17 protein-coding genes and 4 tRNA genes are annotated in these 15,298 nt (G+C 40.8%); 5 read left to right on the top strand and 16 right to left on the bottom strand.

What is annotated here, in order from left to right:
- The first annotated feature begins 324 nt into the window (after window positions 1-324).
- The 5 genes from SKC38_RS07920 to proC all read left to right on the top strand — a co-directional run bounded on the left by SKC38_RS07920 (window position 325) and on the right by proC (window position 4,732).
- Window positions 325-879 (top strand): hypothetical protein, encoded by a 555-nt coding sequence (locus SKC38_RS07920; protein ID WP_377976605.1) that lies wholly within the window; start codon window positions 325-327, stop codon window positions 877-879.
- Between the two features lie 44 nt (window positions 880-923).
- A complete protein-coding gene (locus tag SKC38_RS07925; RefSeq protein WP_377977021.1) occupies window positions 924-1,292 on the top strand; it encodes a MerC domain-containing protein in 369 nt (122 codons plus the stop codon).
- A gap of 64 nt (window positions 1,293-1,356) precedes the next feature.
- Complete coding sequence (gene gatB, locus SKC38_RS07930) at window positions 1,357-2,817, top strand: Asp-tRNA(Asn)/Glu-tRNA(Gln) amidotransferase subunit GatB (RefSeq protein ID WP_377976606.1); 1,461 nt, start codon at window positions 1,357-1,359, stop codon at window positions 2,815-2,817.
- On the top strand, window positions 2,818-3,927 hold the full coding sequence (locus SKC38_RS07935; protein ID WP_377976607.1) for a peroxiredoxin family protein: 1,110 nt from the start codon (window positions 2,818-2,820) through the stop codon (window positions 3,925-3,927).
- A gap of 4 nt (window positions 3,928-3,931) precedes the next feature.
- Window positions 3,932-4,732: a pyrroline-5-carboxylate reductase gene (gene proC, locus SKC38_RS07940; RefSeq protein WP_377976608.1), complete on the top strand. Its 801-nt coding sequence runs from the start codon at window positions 3,932-3,934 to the stop codon at window positions 4,730-4,732.
- Here the strand turns inward: proC and mutL are convergent.
- The 16 genes from mutL to SKC38_RS08020 all read right to left on the bottom strand — a co-directional run bounded on the left by mutL (window position 4,721) and on the right by SKC38_RS08020 (window position 15,172).
- A complete protein-coding gene (mutL, locus tag SKC38_RS07945) occupies window positions 4,721-6,556 on the bottom strand; it encodes a DNA mismatch repair endonuclease MutL (protein ID WP_377976609.1) in 1,836 nt (611 codons plus the stop codon). The genes proC and mutL overlap by 12 nt on opposite strands.
- Before the next feature lie 81 nt (window positions 6,557-6,637).
- Window positions 6,638-7,024 carry a 50S ribosomal protein L7/L12 gene (gene rplL / locus SKC38_RS07950; protein WP_377976610.1) on the bottom strand — a complete coding sequence of 129 codons (387 nt, stop codon included), beginning with the start codon at window positions 7,022-7,024 and terminating at the stop codon, window positions 6,638-6,640.
- A gap of 68 nt (window positions 7,025-7,092) precedes the next feature.
- Entirely contained in the window at window positions 7,093-7,626 is a 534-nt protein-coding gene (gene rplJ, locus SKC38_RS07955; protein ID WP_316070855.1) for a 50S ribosomal protein L10, read from the bottom strand.
- 2 nt (window positions 7,627-7,628) lie between these two features.
- Window positions 7,629-8,327, bottom strand: a complete 699-nt coding sequence (rplA, locus tag SKC38_RS07960; protein WP_377976611.1) for a 50S ribosomal protein L1 — start codon at window positions 8,325-8,327, stop codon at window positions 7,629-7,631.
- 37 nt (window positions 8,328-8,364) lie between these two features.
- The gene (rplK, locus tag SKC38_RS07965) at window positions 8,365-8,802 is read right to left on the bottom strand and encodes a 50S ribosomal protein L11 (protein ID WP_315577535.1); all 438 of its coding nucleotides are present in this window, start codon (window positions 8,800-8,802) and stop codon (window positions 8,365-8,367) included.
- 273 nt (window positions 8,803-9,075) lie between these two features.
- Entirely contained in the window at window positions 9,076-9,672 is a 597-nt protein-coding gene (nusG, locus tag SKC38_RS07970; RefSeq protein WP_377976612.1) for a transcription termination/antitermination protein NusG, read from the bottom strand.
- A gap of 35 nt (window positions 9,673-9,707) precedes the next feature.
- On the bottom strand, window positions 9,708-9,899 hold the full coding sequence (gene secE / locus SKC38_RS07975) for a preprotein translocase subunit SecE (RefSeq protein WP_315577538.1): 192 nt from the start codon (window positions 9,897-9,899) through the stop codon (window positions 9,708-9,710).
- Between the two features lie 35 nt (window positions 9,900-9,934).
- A tRNA-Trp gene (locus SKC38_RS07980) sits at window positions 9,935-10,005 on the bottom strand.
- A 65-nt stretch (window positions 10,006-10,070) separates the two neighbouring features.
- Window positions 10,071-10,817: an NIPSNAP family protein gene (locus tag SKC38_RS07985; protein WP_377976613.1), complete on the bottom strand. Its 747-nt coding sequence runs from the start codon at window positions 10,815-10,817 to the stop codon at window positions 10,071-10,073.
- Between the two features lie 160 nt (window positions 10,818-10,977).
- Window positions 10,978-12,165 (bottom strand): elongation factor Tu, encoded by a 1,188-nt coding sequence (gene tuf / locus SKC38_RS07990; RefSeq protein ID WP_377976614.1) that lies wholly within the window; start codon window positions 12,163-12,165, stop codon window positions 10,978-10,980.
- Window positions 12,166-12,241: 76 nt separating this feature from the next.
- Window positions 12,242-12,313 (bottom strand) — tRNA-Thr (locus SKC38_RS07995).
- A gap of 93 nt (window positions 12,314-12,406) precedes the next feature.
- A tRNA-Gly gene (locus SKC38_RS08000) sits at window positions 12,407-12,479 on the bottom strand.
- A gap of 46 nt (window positions 12,480-12,525) precedes the next feature.
- Window positions 12,526-12,608, bottom strand: a tRNA-Tyr gene (locus SKC38_RS08005).
- A 100-nt stretch (window positions 12,609-12,708) separates the two neighbouring features.
- Window positions 12,709-13,950 (bottom strand): outer membrane beta-barrel protein, encoded by a 1,242-nt coding sequence (locus SKC38_RS08010; RefSeq protein WP_377976615.1) that lies wholly within the window; start codon window positions 13,948-13,950, stop codon window positions 12,709-12,711.
- A complete protein-coding gene (locus SKC38_RS08015) occupies window positions 13,947-14,669 on the bottom strand; it encodes a hypothetical protein (protein ID WP_377976616.1) in 723 nt (240 codons plus the stop codon). Before SKC38_RS08015 ends, SKC38_RS08010 begins: the two co-directional genes overlap by 4 nt.
- Window positions 14,666-15,172, bottom strand: a complete 507-nt coding sequence (locus SKC38_RS08020; RefSeq protein ID WP_377977022.1) for an RNA polymerase sigma factor — start codon at window positions 15,170-15,172, stop codon at window positions 14,666-14,668. Before SKC38_RS08020 ends, SKC38_RS08015 begins: the two co-directional genes overlap by 4 nt.
- Between the last annotated feature and the right edge of the window lie 126 nt (window positions 15,173-15,298).

The raw sequence follows: 15,298 nt of genomic DNA on the forward strand, positions 1-15,298 counted from the left end.
TTAATTCTTCACTCTTAGTTCTTATCTTTCTATCTATCGTTCTAAGTAATTCAACTTCCTTTAACTACTTTTTAGTAGTAATGAAAAAAGACGCGAAGTATCGCGTCTCTACATTTAAATATCCAACCTCTTAACTCTCAACTTAATCGCCTTATTATCGATTCTCTAACGTCTAACGTCCAACGTCTATAACCTCTAACCTCTTAACTTTTAGTTCTTAATTCATCTCCCCATTTCCCCCATTCGTCTTTTAACTTACATTTCTTATTTGCAACATTGTTGCAAATAAGAATATTCCTTATCTTTGTGTGCTAATTAAATGAGATGTATAAGTATTATAGCTTTCTTATCGTATTTTTTCTGGTCTCGTGTATTCATGGTGAGGGAATTGAGCCATCAGATGATAACGAATTAATTACTACTGTGAAGTTGGTATTCACTCCACAGGATGATGATGATGATACTACCATTCCATTAAATTTTTATTGGAAGGATACTGAAGGTGATGGGGTTGTCGACCGACTAGATCCTATTGTTTTGAACGACAATACTCAATATGATTTGCAGGTACAATTATTTGATGAAACGAAAACACCTCGCGTTGATATTTCAAAGGCAATTGTGGAAGAGGCCGATGTTCATTTATTTGTGTACAAAATCATTCCAGCCTCTTTGCTTAAACTAAGTATTAAAGACCGAGATTCGAAAGGTCTAGCGCTTGGTTTACGTGGTGATATTAAAACAGGATCCAAAGGGAATGGGAAGATGCGCGTCTTGTTAAAACATCAGCCACCTGTGAATGGCCAACATGTTAAAAATGGACAGGAGGAGCCAGGTAGTACCGATGTGGACATTGAATTTAATATTTCTATTAAATAATTAGGTATATGTCTAAATATAAGCGTGTCAGGCAGATGATTCCCATGGAAAGATTAGGACTTTTTCTTTCTTTCCTTTGCGCAATTCATTGCCTGACAATGCCTTTTGTTGTTTTTTTTGCACCCTATATCTTAGGGAGTCTCGCATTTTCAGCTAAAATCGAATGGCTGTTAGTACTTTCAAGCTTTGGTTTAGCAGCCTATATTTTAATCCTCGATTATCAGAAACATAAACGCCTCAAGCCCCTTTATTTTTTGGCACTTGCTTTAGCTTTAAAGGTTTTGGAGGTTAGTTGGGGTAGCTCATCCTATAATTGGATTTTCGGCGTACTTTTAGGCGGATCCGTGGCCTATGCCTATTGGGTTAATTACAAACACAAAACTGCCTGTACGTGTAAAATGAAAGCATCTTAAAGGTATTTTTCGCCTAGGTTTTTTTATCTTTACTTAGTTTTACCCAGTATTAGCCTATAAATTCGTGAGTACTTTTCAATCTTCGACCTATGAACCGGTAATTGGCCTTGAAATACATGCCCAATTACAAACGGATTCTAAAATTTTTGCTAGTGATCCGGTTCGCTTTGGTCAGGATGCTAATACACTTATATCTCCCATTACCCTTGGCCATCCAGGCACTCTGCCGCATTTGAATAAAAAAGCTGTTGAGTTTGCAATAAAAATGGGTTTTGCTCTAGGTTCCGAGATTGCCCGTTGGCAAAATTTTGATCGAAAAAATTATTTCTACCCAGATCTTCCAAAAGGCTATCAAATCACACAAGATAAAACACCTATCTGTATCGGTGGATCTATTCAAGTCCATTTAGCCGAAGGACTAAAAGTATTGCCTTTTCATCATATTCACCTCGAGGAAGATGCTGGGAAGTCGCTTCATGAAGGGGATAATCCCTTTAGTTTTATCGACTACAACCGAGCAGGAACACCCTTGATTGAAATGGTGACTGAACCTGCTATTCACTCCGCAGAGGAAGCTTTTGCCATGGTGTCTGAAGTACGTAAATTAGTCCGCTATTTAGGTATTTGTGACGGAAATATGGAAGAAGGCTCCCTTCGCGCCGATGTGAACATTTCTTTGCGCCCCAAAGGAACATTTACCCTGGGAACGAAGGTGGAGATTAAAAACATGAATTCCTTACGGAATATTCAACGGGCGATTGAATATGAATGTCGCCGACAAGAAGAAGCTTTATTAAAAGGTGAAAAATTAATTCAGGAAACGCGGACCTTTGATGCCCACACAGGGAAAACCCATAGCATGCGTGTCAAAGAAACCATGAATGACTACCGCTATTTCCCTGAGCCTGATTTGGCTCCTCTGGAAATTTCAGAGAAATGGCTAGCTGAGATCCGTGAAATGATGCCAACCTTGCCTTGGGAACAAGAAAATAAGTTTATTGAACAATATCAATTACCCGCTTATGATGCCCATTTCTTAGCTGAAACGCGTGAAATGGCTTTATATTTTGAGTCAGTAACTTCACATACTGAGGCTTATAAAGCTGTAGCAAACTGGTTGATGGGCCCTGTGAAATCACACCTAAATGATAAGGGATTATCGATTGCTGATTTTGAAATGGATGCCAAACATTTGGCTGAAATAGTAGATTTGGTCGAAAAAGGGACCATCACACACAATTTGGCCGTACACCAGTTATTTGAGCTTTGTTTAGCAACCCCAGCAAAGAAGCCAAGCCAAATCATCGATGAACAAGGTTGGTTGAATCAAGATACCAAAGACGAATTACCTGCCTTTGTTGAAGCCGCATTAGCCGCATATCCAGATAAAATCAAGGAATATCATCAAGGTAAAAAAGGACTTATCGCCTTGTTTATCGGAGAAGTGATGAAGCGCTCCAAAGGAACCGCTGATCCTAAACGCGTGAATCAATTAGTGTCTGAGGCACTCCAACAACATAAATAGATGAAGCACATACTTGTTTTTCTCGGTGTTTGTATTAGCTTTTTGGGGTATTCCCAGGACTTTGAATTAACTGTTCGAGCAAATCAGGTCATTCCTCAGAAGAAAGTATTTTTGGAATGGATCAACGGTAGAGGTCAGGCCATCAAGGTCGATTCTTTGCTTCCCAATGCGCAAAAGCAAGTTGTATTTAAAGGAAAGGTAATCGATCAAGGGGGCTTTTACCTGATCAATTTTTTTGATGTTCCTAATCCGCAGAAAGTATTAGTTATTCTTGAAGGTGGCGAACGCGTGTTGGTTCAAGCCGATGGAATTAATACACCCGAAAAAGCAGGTTCATTTCAGCTACAAAGTGAGTCTCCAAACATTGTTTACATGAATCAATTGTTTGCTTTGACGAATACTTTGCAAGCTAAGGTTGCCGTTTGGACCAAAGAATTACAAGATAAACCTGGTGAACAAGCAAGAATTCAAGCTGCATTTGATGCGGCCCAACAAGCACAATTTGCGAAAATAAAAGCATTGATTCCTTCCATGGGGACGCATTTGGTTGCCTTGTGGGCTACGAATTTTTTACCGGCAGACAAAGAATTGACTTTATTAGAAGAAATAGGAGAGCGCTTTCACAAAGCAAGACCCAATCATCCGCAAGTCAAACCCTTTTTAGAAAATTTAAAGCGTCTGAAAGGTGTCAGTATTGGTTCTGAAGCTCCTGAAATTGCTTTACCTACTCCTGCAGGTCCAATTATGCGCTTATCTGATTTAAGAGGAAAATATGTACTGATTGATTTTTGGGCGAGTTGGTGTGGACCTTGTCGGCGCGAAAACCCCAATGTCATCAAAACATATGCAACGTATAAAGACAAGGGATTTGAGATTTTTGGCGTAAGTCTTGATCAGGAAAAAGCTGCGTGGATTAATGCCATTGCGAAAGATCAATTGACTTGGTCACATGTCTCCGACTTACAATATTGGAATTCCGTCGCTGCACAAGCCTATCAAGTTTCTTCGATTCCGATGACTTTTTTGTTGGACCCTCAAGGCAAAGTTATCGCCAAAGGTCTTCGTGGTGATTCATTAAATCAGTATTTAGCAAACCTTTTTTCAAAATAGCAATATGAAAATCGCAATCATTGGCTGTGGAAATATGGGGATGGCATTCGCTAATTCCTTTATTCAATATAATTTAGTTAGCAAGGAAGATCTTTTATTGATTGAGAAGAATAAAGAGCGCGGTGCTGTCTTGCAAGAGCAAAAGGCTGGGGTTGTTGTCGATACGATTTCTGAAAAAATTTCAGCGGTTGATTTAGTGATTCTGTCTGTTAAACCTCAGGATTACGCGAGTGTGGCGAACGAATTGTCGGCTTTGTTGCAAGCAAATCAGATTGTTTTAACGATTATGGCAGGTATTCCGATTAGTAAGTTACAGGAATCATTGAAGCATGATTTAATTGTTCGCGCTATGCCAAATACTCCAGCATTATTGGGTATGGGTATGACAGCATTTGCTGCGGCACCTGCGGTAGGAATTGCAGATGTACGAAAAGTTGAAAATTTAATTAATTCCACTGGCCGTGCCGTTTTCTTAGAAGACGAAGCTTTAATCGATGCGGTAACAGGATTGAGTGGTAGTGGACCAGCGTATTTCTTTTATTTGATCAAATCGATGATAGATGCAGGTATTGCCATGGGCTTTGACCCTGCGATGTCCGCTTTATTAGTTAAGCAAACGATGCTGGGTTCTTATCACTTAATGCAAACAAGTGATAAGTCTTTGGATGAATTGATTCAAGCAGTAGCATCCAAAGGCGGAACGACAGAGGCCGCATTGAAGACATTTGCTGAAATGCATGTGGGTGAAGGTTTACAACAAGGTATTTTCGCTGCGCGTGATCGCGCGGTTGAACTAGCGAAGTAATTGAATTAAGGTCTCCTCATTCAATACTTGGCTTATGGCTTCGCCATTCGGAGAAGAGTTCGGATTTGTGCTTGCAAATAATTGTTCGATAAGTGCATTAATCTCAAACTCATTTAATCGTTTTTGATGAAAACGTACGGCTGACCGGTTGGCCATCGTCTGTGCAATCTTTTCTGCCCGATGCGCACTTAAGTCCGATGAGGCATGCTTTAGCTGCTCCAAAATGCCTTCCAACAACACCTGGCCATCTTCATCCCCAATTTCCGAAGGAACGCCTAGGATTTCTATTTGGCCTTTGGAATCAGTCTGTAATCTAAACCCTAGATCATTGATCTCAGTCGTGATTTCGCTGAGTAGAAGCTGGTCCGCAGGATTAATATCCATTACTTTAGGGAAGAGTAATTGTTGGGACGCCCCATTCTTTCGCTGCAAGTTTTCCATGAATTGATCATAGAGAACACGCTGGTAAGCACGTTTTTGGTCGATTAGCAATAAACCACTGGAGATGCTCAATACGATAAATTTATTCAGTATCTGAATCGACTGAAAATTGGATTGGGAACTACCTAATTCAGGGCGATCATTCGCTTTACTTTGAACGGTTTTAAATTCGTTCATGGCAGAAGGGAAAAGAGCAGATTGTGTTTGAGGCGCTTGCTGTTCAAAAGCGTCTATGTTATTCTGCAACCCTTCGTATAATTTCTTCCATGCGTCCTGAACAGGTTTCGGTTTGTAGCTGGAATCGCTGTAAGCCGAGTGTGGTTCTTGGCGCGGTGTGGAAATTGTGGGTGAGTGAAAATTAACGTTGCTATCAAAGTCCAAGGAAGGAATTAAGTTATGAATGCTTAACGTCTTCCGTACGGCGGATTGAATAATGGCGTAAATGGACCTTTCGTCTTCGAATTTGATCTCCGTTTTTGTCGGGTGTACATTGATGTCAATATGTGCCGGATCGATGCTTAGAAACAAAACATAGAATGGGAAGGCTCCATCAGGCAATAGGCGCTCGTAAGCGCTCATGACTGCGTGGTTGAGGTATGCGTTTTTGATGAAGCGGTCATTCACAAAGAAGAACTGTTCACCACGGGTTTTTTTGGCATGTTCGGGTTTTCCCACATAGCCTTTAATCGATACGTAACTCGTATTTTCCTCACAGGCCGCTAATTGCTCTCGGTAGGTTTTACCAAAAAGATCGACAATCCGCTTGCCTAATTTTTCAGGTGGAAGCGCATAGGTTTCTTGCTCGTTTTGAACGAAGGAAAATTTAATCTCGGGATGTGCCAAAGCGATGCGTTGAAATTCATCGAGTATGTGGCGAATTTCAACCGGATTGGACTTAAGAAAATTCCTTCTTGCGGGAATATTGTAAAATAGATTTTTGACAGCAATGGAAGTTCCTTGAGGAGCTTGAATGCTTTCTTGGCTCTTTAAAACCGAACCATCAATTTTGATGCAAGTGCCTAATTCATCATCGGCACGTTTAGTTTTTAATTCAACTTGGGCTACGGATGCGATAGATGCCATCGCTTCACCGCGAAAGCCCATCGTTTTGATGCTGAATAAGTCTTCTGCTCGGCGAATTTTAGAGGTAGCATGGCGTTCAAAGCACATGCGGGCATCGGTTTCCGACATGCCACAGCCGTCATCGATGACTTGAACGATTCCTTTTCCGGCATCTTTGATAATCAGCTGAATAGAAGTAGCACCAGCGTCAATGGCATTCTCCATGAGTTCTTTGACGACGGAGGCAGGTCTTTGCACGACTTCTCCTGCCGCAATTTGATTGGCTATAGCATCAGGGAGGAGTTGGATAATGTCGCGCATGTTTGTTTGTATTCAGCTTTCAAATAAACCAAAAAAAAGGGAATGTTGCCATTCCCTTTTTTGAATAATCAGGTAATTGAATTATTTCAATTCAACTTCAGCACCAGCTTCTTCTAAAGATTTCTTCAAACCTTCAGCCTCGTCTTTAGATACACCTTCTTTAACTGCTTTTGGAGCAGCATCTACTACGTCTTTAGCTTCTTTCAAACCTAAACCAGTTAAGTCTTTCACTAATTTAACGATCGCTAATTTGTTAGGACCAGCTGATTTCAAGATTACATCGAAAGATGATTTCTCAGCAGCAGCCTCACCACCGTCAGCGCCACCAGCTGCAGGACCTGCAACCATAACAGCACCAGCAGCAGCTGGTTCGATACCGTACTCATCCTTAAGGATAGTAGCTAATTCATTTACTTCTTTTACAGTTAAGTTCACTAATTGCTCAGCGAACGCTTTTAAATCTGCCATTGTTTGAAAATTTAATTGTTAAGAATTAATTATTTGTTGGAGCTAAGCTCCGATTAAACGTGTTAAAATTATTCAGGACGCTCAGACAAAGTCTTAACGATACCAGCCAATTTCTTCTCACCGCTAAGCAATGCTGAAACAACATTTTTAGCAGGCGATTGCAATAAGCCAATAACCTCTCCAATCATCTCGTTTTTCGACTTGATGTTCTCTAGGGCTGTCAATTGACCTTCGCCAATGTACAAGCCACCTTCGATGGAAGCACCTTTGAATGTGATTTTATCTTTCCCAGCTGCTTTTTTGAATTCTTTGATCAACTTAGCAGGTACTTTAGCATCTTCTGGAGAGAAGATAACACCTGACATGCCAGTCAAAACTTCAGCATCAAATGGAGTATAATCGTTACCTGTTTTAGCTAAGGCTTTCGCGATTAACGTGTTTTTGAAGATTTTATACTCTAAACCTTTCGCAAAACACATACGACGGAATTCCGTTGCTTCGGCTACTGTTAAACCGGCTGTACTTGCAATGTAGAAGTACGGAGTTGCCGCGAACTTTTCGCTCAACTCATCAATAATCTGATTTTTTTCTTCTCTTGTCATGATTACAATCCAGCTATAGATCCTTTATCAATGATGATGCCCGGAGACATTGTCGAAGATATATTGATCGATTTAACATATGTACCCTTTGCAGAAGATGGCTTCAATTTCAACAAGGTGTTGATAACTTCTTGCGCATTTTCAGCAATTTTATTTGCATCAAAAGAAACCTTACCGATAGAGGTATGGATGATACCAGTTTTGTCAACTTTAAAGTCGATTTTACCTGCTTTTACTTCTTTTACTGCATTTCCTACTTCCAAAGTTACTGTACCAGACTTTGGATTAGGCATCAGACCGCGAGGTCCTAACACACGTCCCAAACGGCCTAATTTTGCCATCACTGTCGGCATTGTAATGATTACGTCGATATCGGTCCAACCGCTCTCGATTTTTGCAATGTAATCATCCAATCCTACGTGATCAGCACCGGCTGCTTTTGCTTCCTCTACTTTATCTGGAGAACACAATACGAGTACACGTACGTCTTTACCAGTTCCATGAGGTAGGGCAACCACACCACGAACCATTTGGTCCGCTTTGCGGGGGTCTACGCCTAAGCGAACATCAATGTCCACAGAGGCATCGAATTTTGTATAGGAAATTTCCTTCAATAATGCAGCTGCTTGGTCAAGCGTATACGCTTGCGTCGCATCGTATTTTGATAGGGCTTCCTTTTTTTTCTTCGTAAGTTTTGCCATTACCTTTTAATTAAAATGTTTATTTCTGATGGTTAAATCAGAACGGTTTATCACCAGAAACAGTAATACCCATTGATCTTGCCGTTCCAGCAATCATACTCATTGCCGCTTCAATTGTAAAACAGTTCAAGTCTGGCATCTTCGTTTCCGCAATAACGCGAACTTGATCCCAAGTTACAGAACCTACTTTTTTCAAGTTGGGTTGTGCTGAACCGGATTTAACTTTCGCAGCGTCCAATAACAAAATTGGTGCTGGAGGAGTTTTTACAACGAAATCAAACGATTTGTCTGCGTAATAAGTAATTAGGACCGGCAATACTACGCCGTTTTTATCTTGAGTACGTGCATTAAACTGCTTGCAGAACTCCATGATATTTAATCCTTTCGAACCTAATGCAGGACCGATGGGTGGTGAAGGATTGGCTTGGCCACCTTTGCATTGAAGCTTAACGTAACCAGCTATTTCTTTTGCCATGTTAAAACATCGTTTATTTAGTGAAATTAGAGGTTTTTCTGCCAATAAGGGTGGAAGCTTCCTTATCTGAATCCCCTCCGGGTGACCTTCCTGTGTAACAATACATTCCAGCCCATTAAGCCTTTGAAATTTTCAAATGACATAATGCCGCTTTTTAAACGGACTGCAAAATTAAGGGAAAATACTTAGATTGCAAGAATTATTTTATTTTTTTTGATGTAAAACAAAAAAGCCCCAGTAAAACCGGGGCTCAAAATTTATTTTTATAAAAAATTATTTCTCTACCTGAGAGTAATTTAATTCCAATGGTGTATTACGGCCAAAGATCTTAACCATAACAGATAGTTTTTTGCTATTCTCGTGAATCTCTTCAACGGTACCTTCAAAGGATGCAAATGGACCATCAATCACGCGAACTGTTTCGCCTTTGATGAAGCTAATGGATGCATACTCCTCAACTGCCGCCGCTTCGTCCACTTTGCCTAAAATACGATTTACCTCGCTTTGGCTCATTGGTACAGGTTTCTTGACGATTACTTTTGTCTTTTTTACTTTTCCGCCTTCTACCTTTGATACCTCTACTTCTTCATTGTTCGCTTGTAAGAAACCGATTACGCCGGGTGTAGAAGTTAAAATATGACTTACCTCACCAGCTAAGTCAGCCTCTACCATGATGTATCCTGGAAACAAGTTTTTCTCGCGAATTACTTTTTTGCCTTTACGGATTTCGTAAATCTTTTCAGTTGGGATAAGGATTTGTGGAACAGAATCTGACACACCTTGGCGTGCAAGCTCATTTTCCATATAGGTCTTTACCTTTTTTTCCTGTCCTGAGATTGCTCTCAATACGTACCATTTAGTCTCTGCCATGGAAATTGCTTTTTTAGGATTGGGTTACCCCCTGGTTAAAATGAACTATAGAATAAATCCAATCCAGATTTAAACGCCAAATCTACGACTCCTACCAATAAGGCAAAAATCAATGAGGCAACTAAAACTAAAACAGAACTTGATTGCAAGTCTGTGAATTTAGGCCATGTAACGTTTTCCGTTACTTCTACCCAAGATTCTTTAATCAATGATGTAAAACTGCTCATAATTTACCGATTATCGGTTTTTGTTAATTTCGTTGCACGGGCACAAGGATTCGAACCCTGACCAAAGGTTTTGGAGACCTGCATACTACCATTATACTATGCCCGTAGAAAGGATTGCAAATTTAGATAAAAAAACCTAATTAACAAACCTCTCTTAGTTTTATTGAATTTTTACCATTGCGAATAGCTTGTGGGTTCTAGAAACCGACGAACCGTTCTAGAATGACTATTGACGTAACGTGGATCATTAACGATGCGTTTCCAGTCCGCATCAGCACTGAATTTGGCCCAATTCGCATCACGCTCCGCCATGCTTTCAAAAGCAACCATGTACGTGAGGCATGGCGTATTTTCGCCGGCTAGTGCCTCGCCAAAGAATACATTATGTAAACCTACTTTGTCGAAGATTTTCAATTCATCATCATTAAACATGGCCACTTTTCTGCGTAATGCATCCTCATTATAAGCTTCATATGTACGCCATTCGTAAATTCGGCCTGCATTTGTTACAGGTAATTTCATTGTTGGATGCCCCGAAAAGCCTTTCGCCAAATAGGTGCTAATTTTTTCAAACATGGGCTTTTCTAATCCCACATACTCAAAATAGGGCTTTGCCGCTTCTTGGTAATTGGCATCCTTGAGTAAGGCATCCTTGTATCCTGCATAGGCTTCTAGGGATGCAAATGGGATCGTAACGACGATAATGGCCGGCTCGGGTTTGCCTAAATCTTTAAAGACGCCTACTTTATTAACACCATATTTGTTCAATGCAGGAATGAGTGCTTTGGATAAATAGTTTTCCAAAACTCCCGTATTTCCTCGAAATTTCATTTGATAGGTTCTAATTTCATAAAATTCCTGGCTAAATACCGATATGGAATATAAGAGAACTGATAATAAAAGAAATAATTTTTTCATGTGATAATATGTTAGAGATTAAAATCGTTCAAGCCTCAGGCGCTAGCTTTGGCAAACCTGTAAGGATTGCCAAAGCTGAAGGACACGCCCAGGCTTCTCACAAGTATACAAAAAAAAAGAGCGGTCATTGACCGCTCTTTCCTGTATAGGCTAATTAAAATTAGTCTAAGATTTCAGTTACCTGACCAGCACCTACTGTACGGCCACCTTCACGAATCGCGAAACGTAAACCTTTGTCCATAGCTACTGCGTTCAATAACGTAACATCAATTGTTAAGTTATCACCAGGCATACACATTTCAACTCCTGCAGGTAAAGTAATTTCACCTGTTACGTCTGTCGTACGGAAGTAGAATTGTGGACGGTATTTGTTAAAGAATGGAGTGTGACGTCCACCTTCTTCTTTTGACAAGATATAAACCTCTGCTTTGAATTTAGTGTGAGGCTTAACTGAACCTGGCTTACAGATTACCATACCACGACGGATATCAGTTTTCTCAATACCACGTAACAATAAACCTACGTTATCACCAGCTTCACCACGATCTAAGATCTTACGGAACATCTCAACACCAGTTACTACTGATTTCAAGTTTTCAGCTCCCATACCTAAGATATCAACTGCCTCACCTGAGTTAATAACACCAGTCTCGATTTTACCTGTTGCTACAGTACCACGACCTGTGATCGAGAATACGTCTTCAACTGGCATCAAGAATGCCTTATCAACATCACGCTTTGGAAGTGGAATCCAAGAATCTACTGCATCCATTAACGCTTCGATTGTAGCTACCCATTTAGCATCTCCGTTCAATCCACCTAAAGCAGATCCTTGGATTACTGGAATGTTATCGCCATCGAATTCGTAGAATGAAAGAAGCTCACGGATCTCCATTTCAACTAATTCTAATAATTCTGGATCATCAACCATATCCACTTTATTCATGAATACAACCAATTGAGGTACACCTACTTGGCGAGCCAAAAGGATGTGCTCACGTGTTTGTGGCATTGGTCCGTCAGTTGCAGCAACTACCAAGATAGCACCGTCCATCTGAGCAGCACCAGTAACCATGTTCTTCACGTAATCCGCGTGACCTGGACAGTCAACGTGTGCATAGTGACGGTTAGCTGTAGCGTACTCTACGTGAGCCGTGTTAATCGTGATACCACGCTCTTTTTCTTCTGGAGCAGAGTCAATGGAAGAGAAATCTTTCTTCTCAGCAAGACCTTTTTCAGAAAGAACTTTAGTGATAGCAGCTGTTAAAGTTGTTTTACCGTGGTCAACGTGGCCAATTGTACCAATGTTAACGTGGGGTTTACTTCGGTCAAAATTCTCTTTTGCCATGATTATTTAGTTCTTAATTAAGTTATAAAAAATTTCAAATTGTACTTATTCAAATTCGGCCTTGCTTCATGCCTAGAGCCTTTGAGCAGGATTGAACTGCCGACCTCTTCCTTACCAAGGAAGTGCTCTACCACTGAGCTACAAAGGCAAAACCTTGCGGCCATCTTGGTTCGTCTCGTTAGACTTACCACAAATAAAAATATTACTCAGGCGGTTTTCTCCTAAGTAACATTTTATTCTGAGCGGGAGACGGGGCTCGAACCCGCCACCTATAGCTTGGAAGGCTATCGCTCTACCAAATGAGCTACTCCCGCTGGCTAGATTCTCCTGTAAAAAGAATCTAAATTCAATAAATAAATGTGGGGACAGATGGATTCGAACCACCGTAGGCATTCACCAGCAGATTTACAGTCTGCCCCATTTGGCCGCTCTGGTATATCCCCTTCATTTTGTTTCAGCGAAACGTTTTGCTGAAATAGTTCGCAAAAGTAGCTCCTTTTTTGATTTCCGCAAAGCTCTCGCCAAAAAAAATGTGATAAATTTTTAGAATAGTTTAATTCCGAAGCTAAATGCCGTTAATTGAGGCCCTAAACCCTTCTCGAATAATGGCGTCAAATCATAATTGAAGAACAAATCCGGGAAATGTCGCAAGGCTACTTCCGCTTTTAGGCCATAACGTACCTGGCTAATATTGTAGTTCGATCCCGTCCGCTTCAAATTATCGTTCTTTTCCTCAATCGTTTTCGTCCAACTATCCATGCGGTAACTCACATATCCTCCAAAGCCAATCATTTGAATCGCCGACTGCTTGCTAAATGCGAAATGTGGCATAATAGGTAAAGTGATATAAGAAACCGTAAGTTTATTCTTACTCAACTGAATTTCATTGCCTTGAGCATCTAATATCGGTTGGAATGTCGTCGATGAGCCCGTTTTAGTTACTACCCGATTGTGATCAAACATAAAATTGTACCAATCAAACGAGATTCCATAGCCCAATTTAAATGCACTCTTTTTCCCACGTGCAATCGTTGCCGAACGAGCAAACTCCAAACTTACGAAGCGAGAACCTGTCGGCTTAAGCTCCGAATCCGTTGCTAAATAAGGAGATGGATAAATAGCTATGACCTGTTCGGGCATTTTTCCTGACAATCCATTTAAACCCAAGTAAAGGTTCATTCCTTTGCGTTCATATAAATTCAGATGCTTTTCCTTTGGATGGACTTTTGTTGAGTCTTTCCCCCAAATCACCTTTGTTTCTTCGCCATTCGCTTCTTTGACCTGCACGCCATTCCAATCCACGTGTACTTCTTCCTGGCCATCTTTGACATGTATGCCATTCCACCCCACGCGAACTTCTTCTTTCCCATCACTGTGAATAACAAGCGCTTTGCCCAAGCTATCATTTTTTATGTTGATCCGCTTATCTCCATCATTCGGATAGGTCATTTTGAACGTTTTTTCTGGACCCGTATAGGTAGCGCCAGATTTGATAACGCCTATTTTGACTTTGCTATTCCCAATTTGAACGGCCAAACTGCTATCTCCTTCCGTATTCGTGCGAATCACTCCACGTACAACTTGCCATAAACTGTCCGTAAGTACTAAACCCTTACTTTGAAAAACCTTCTCCAGTTCCTCGCGAAGGCTTTTGTTTTTGTCTTGATTCCCACCAATAATGGTCTGGTTTCGTTTATCAATTTTTAATAATAAGCTATCAGGATTCGTATTTCCAAAAAGCTGTTGGGTCAAGCCCAATAGGACAATAATTAATAATGCTTTCATTGTATTTGAAATGTTTGTTTAACGGTTTGTTCTGTACGATAATAGGTATTCGCTACCTGGTGAATGCCATCTTCCAATGGCCGATTTCCTTCTTTCAATTGCTGCCAGTCTAATTCTTCTCCTGCTACAACTTGCTTCACTTGTTTAATCAAACGACCCAATAGGCCTTTTCTCTTTTTTGTTGGCGTTGCATCAAGCTGAGCTACCGATAAAGGTTTTGGACTTTCGATTGGATCAATGTCTACCCGAACCCAAATTTCCTCTATCGCTTCTGGTTTTGAATCTACCTTCGCTAAGTCGGGTTGTTGGTCATTGAGTATAATTCCGGGCTCAATAGATGGCGTATAAACTTGTTCGGGTTCCTTTTGCTTTTGTTCTTTGATTATTACTTCGGGGGCAGCCTCGTGCGAAGCTAAAACCGGCAACTCGCCGGAGGCAGCTTGATCGGGTTGCTGATTTTCAACTTGCGTTACGGTTGGCGCTGTTTTAGCAGGATCAATGCTGCTTTCCCAGTTTATGCCAATCAATATAGCGAGAACTGCTGCGGCCGACCACACCCACGTATTCATGCGCAACCATAATGGCCGTACACGTTTTTCGTCCAACTGTTTTTCCATGCGCTCCCACATATTTGCAGGAACCTCTGATTCATGTGCTTGAATTTGCTTTTGCCAAGCTTTTTCAAGCGCTTCCCAAGAAGTATTATTTGGCTTTTTCATGATTCAATTAATTTTATTTTTTGCTGGATCATTGTCCGAGCTCTTGATAACTGTGATTTTGATGTTCCCGAAGAGATAGCTAATAACGTGGCAATTTCATCGTGGCTATATCCCTCTATCGCATACAAATTAAAAATGGTTCGATAACCCGGCGGAAGTTCCGCAATCAAAGCTTCGATTTCCGCAGTCCTTAAGTGCATCAAGGCATCTGCTGGCTCTCCCACATCCCAAGCTTCTTCAATGTTCTTGGTGAATACATCCCCTTGTTTCCGGATTTTCATCAAACACTCATTCACCACAATCCGACGAATCCACCCTTCAAAACTACCGGCCTCATTAAATGTCTCTACTTTTGAAAACACTTTCATGAAACTTTCCATCAATGTATCTTCCGCATCTGGCCCGTTGCCTAAATACCTTCGACATACGGCCATCATTTTCCCCGAGTAGCGGTTAAATGTCGCATGTTGCCCCTTGCGGTCCTGTTTTTTGCAGGCCTGCACCAGTGATTGCTCAAGGTTTTCGGAGGGTAAATGTTTATGCAAAGTTGACAAAATGTTAATTGTACGTAAAGATGGTTAAAATGTAGAAATGGTTGCGTGGGTTTGAAAAGAATCCCAAAATTCCGT

Source organism: Aquirufa echingensis, from assembly GCF_042714525.1.
In the GTDB taxonomy this organism is placed as follows: Bacteria; Bacteroidota; Bacteroidia; order Cytophagales; family Spirosomataceae; genus Aquirufa; species Aquirufa echingensis.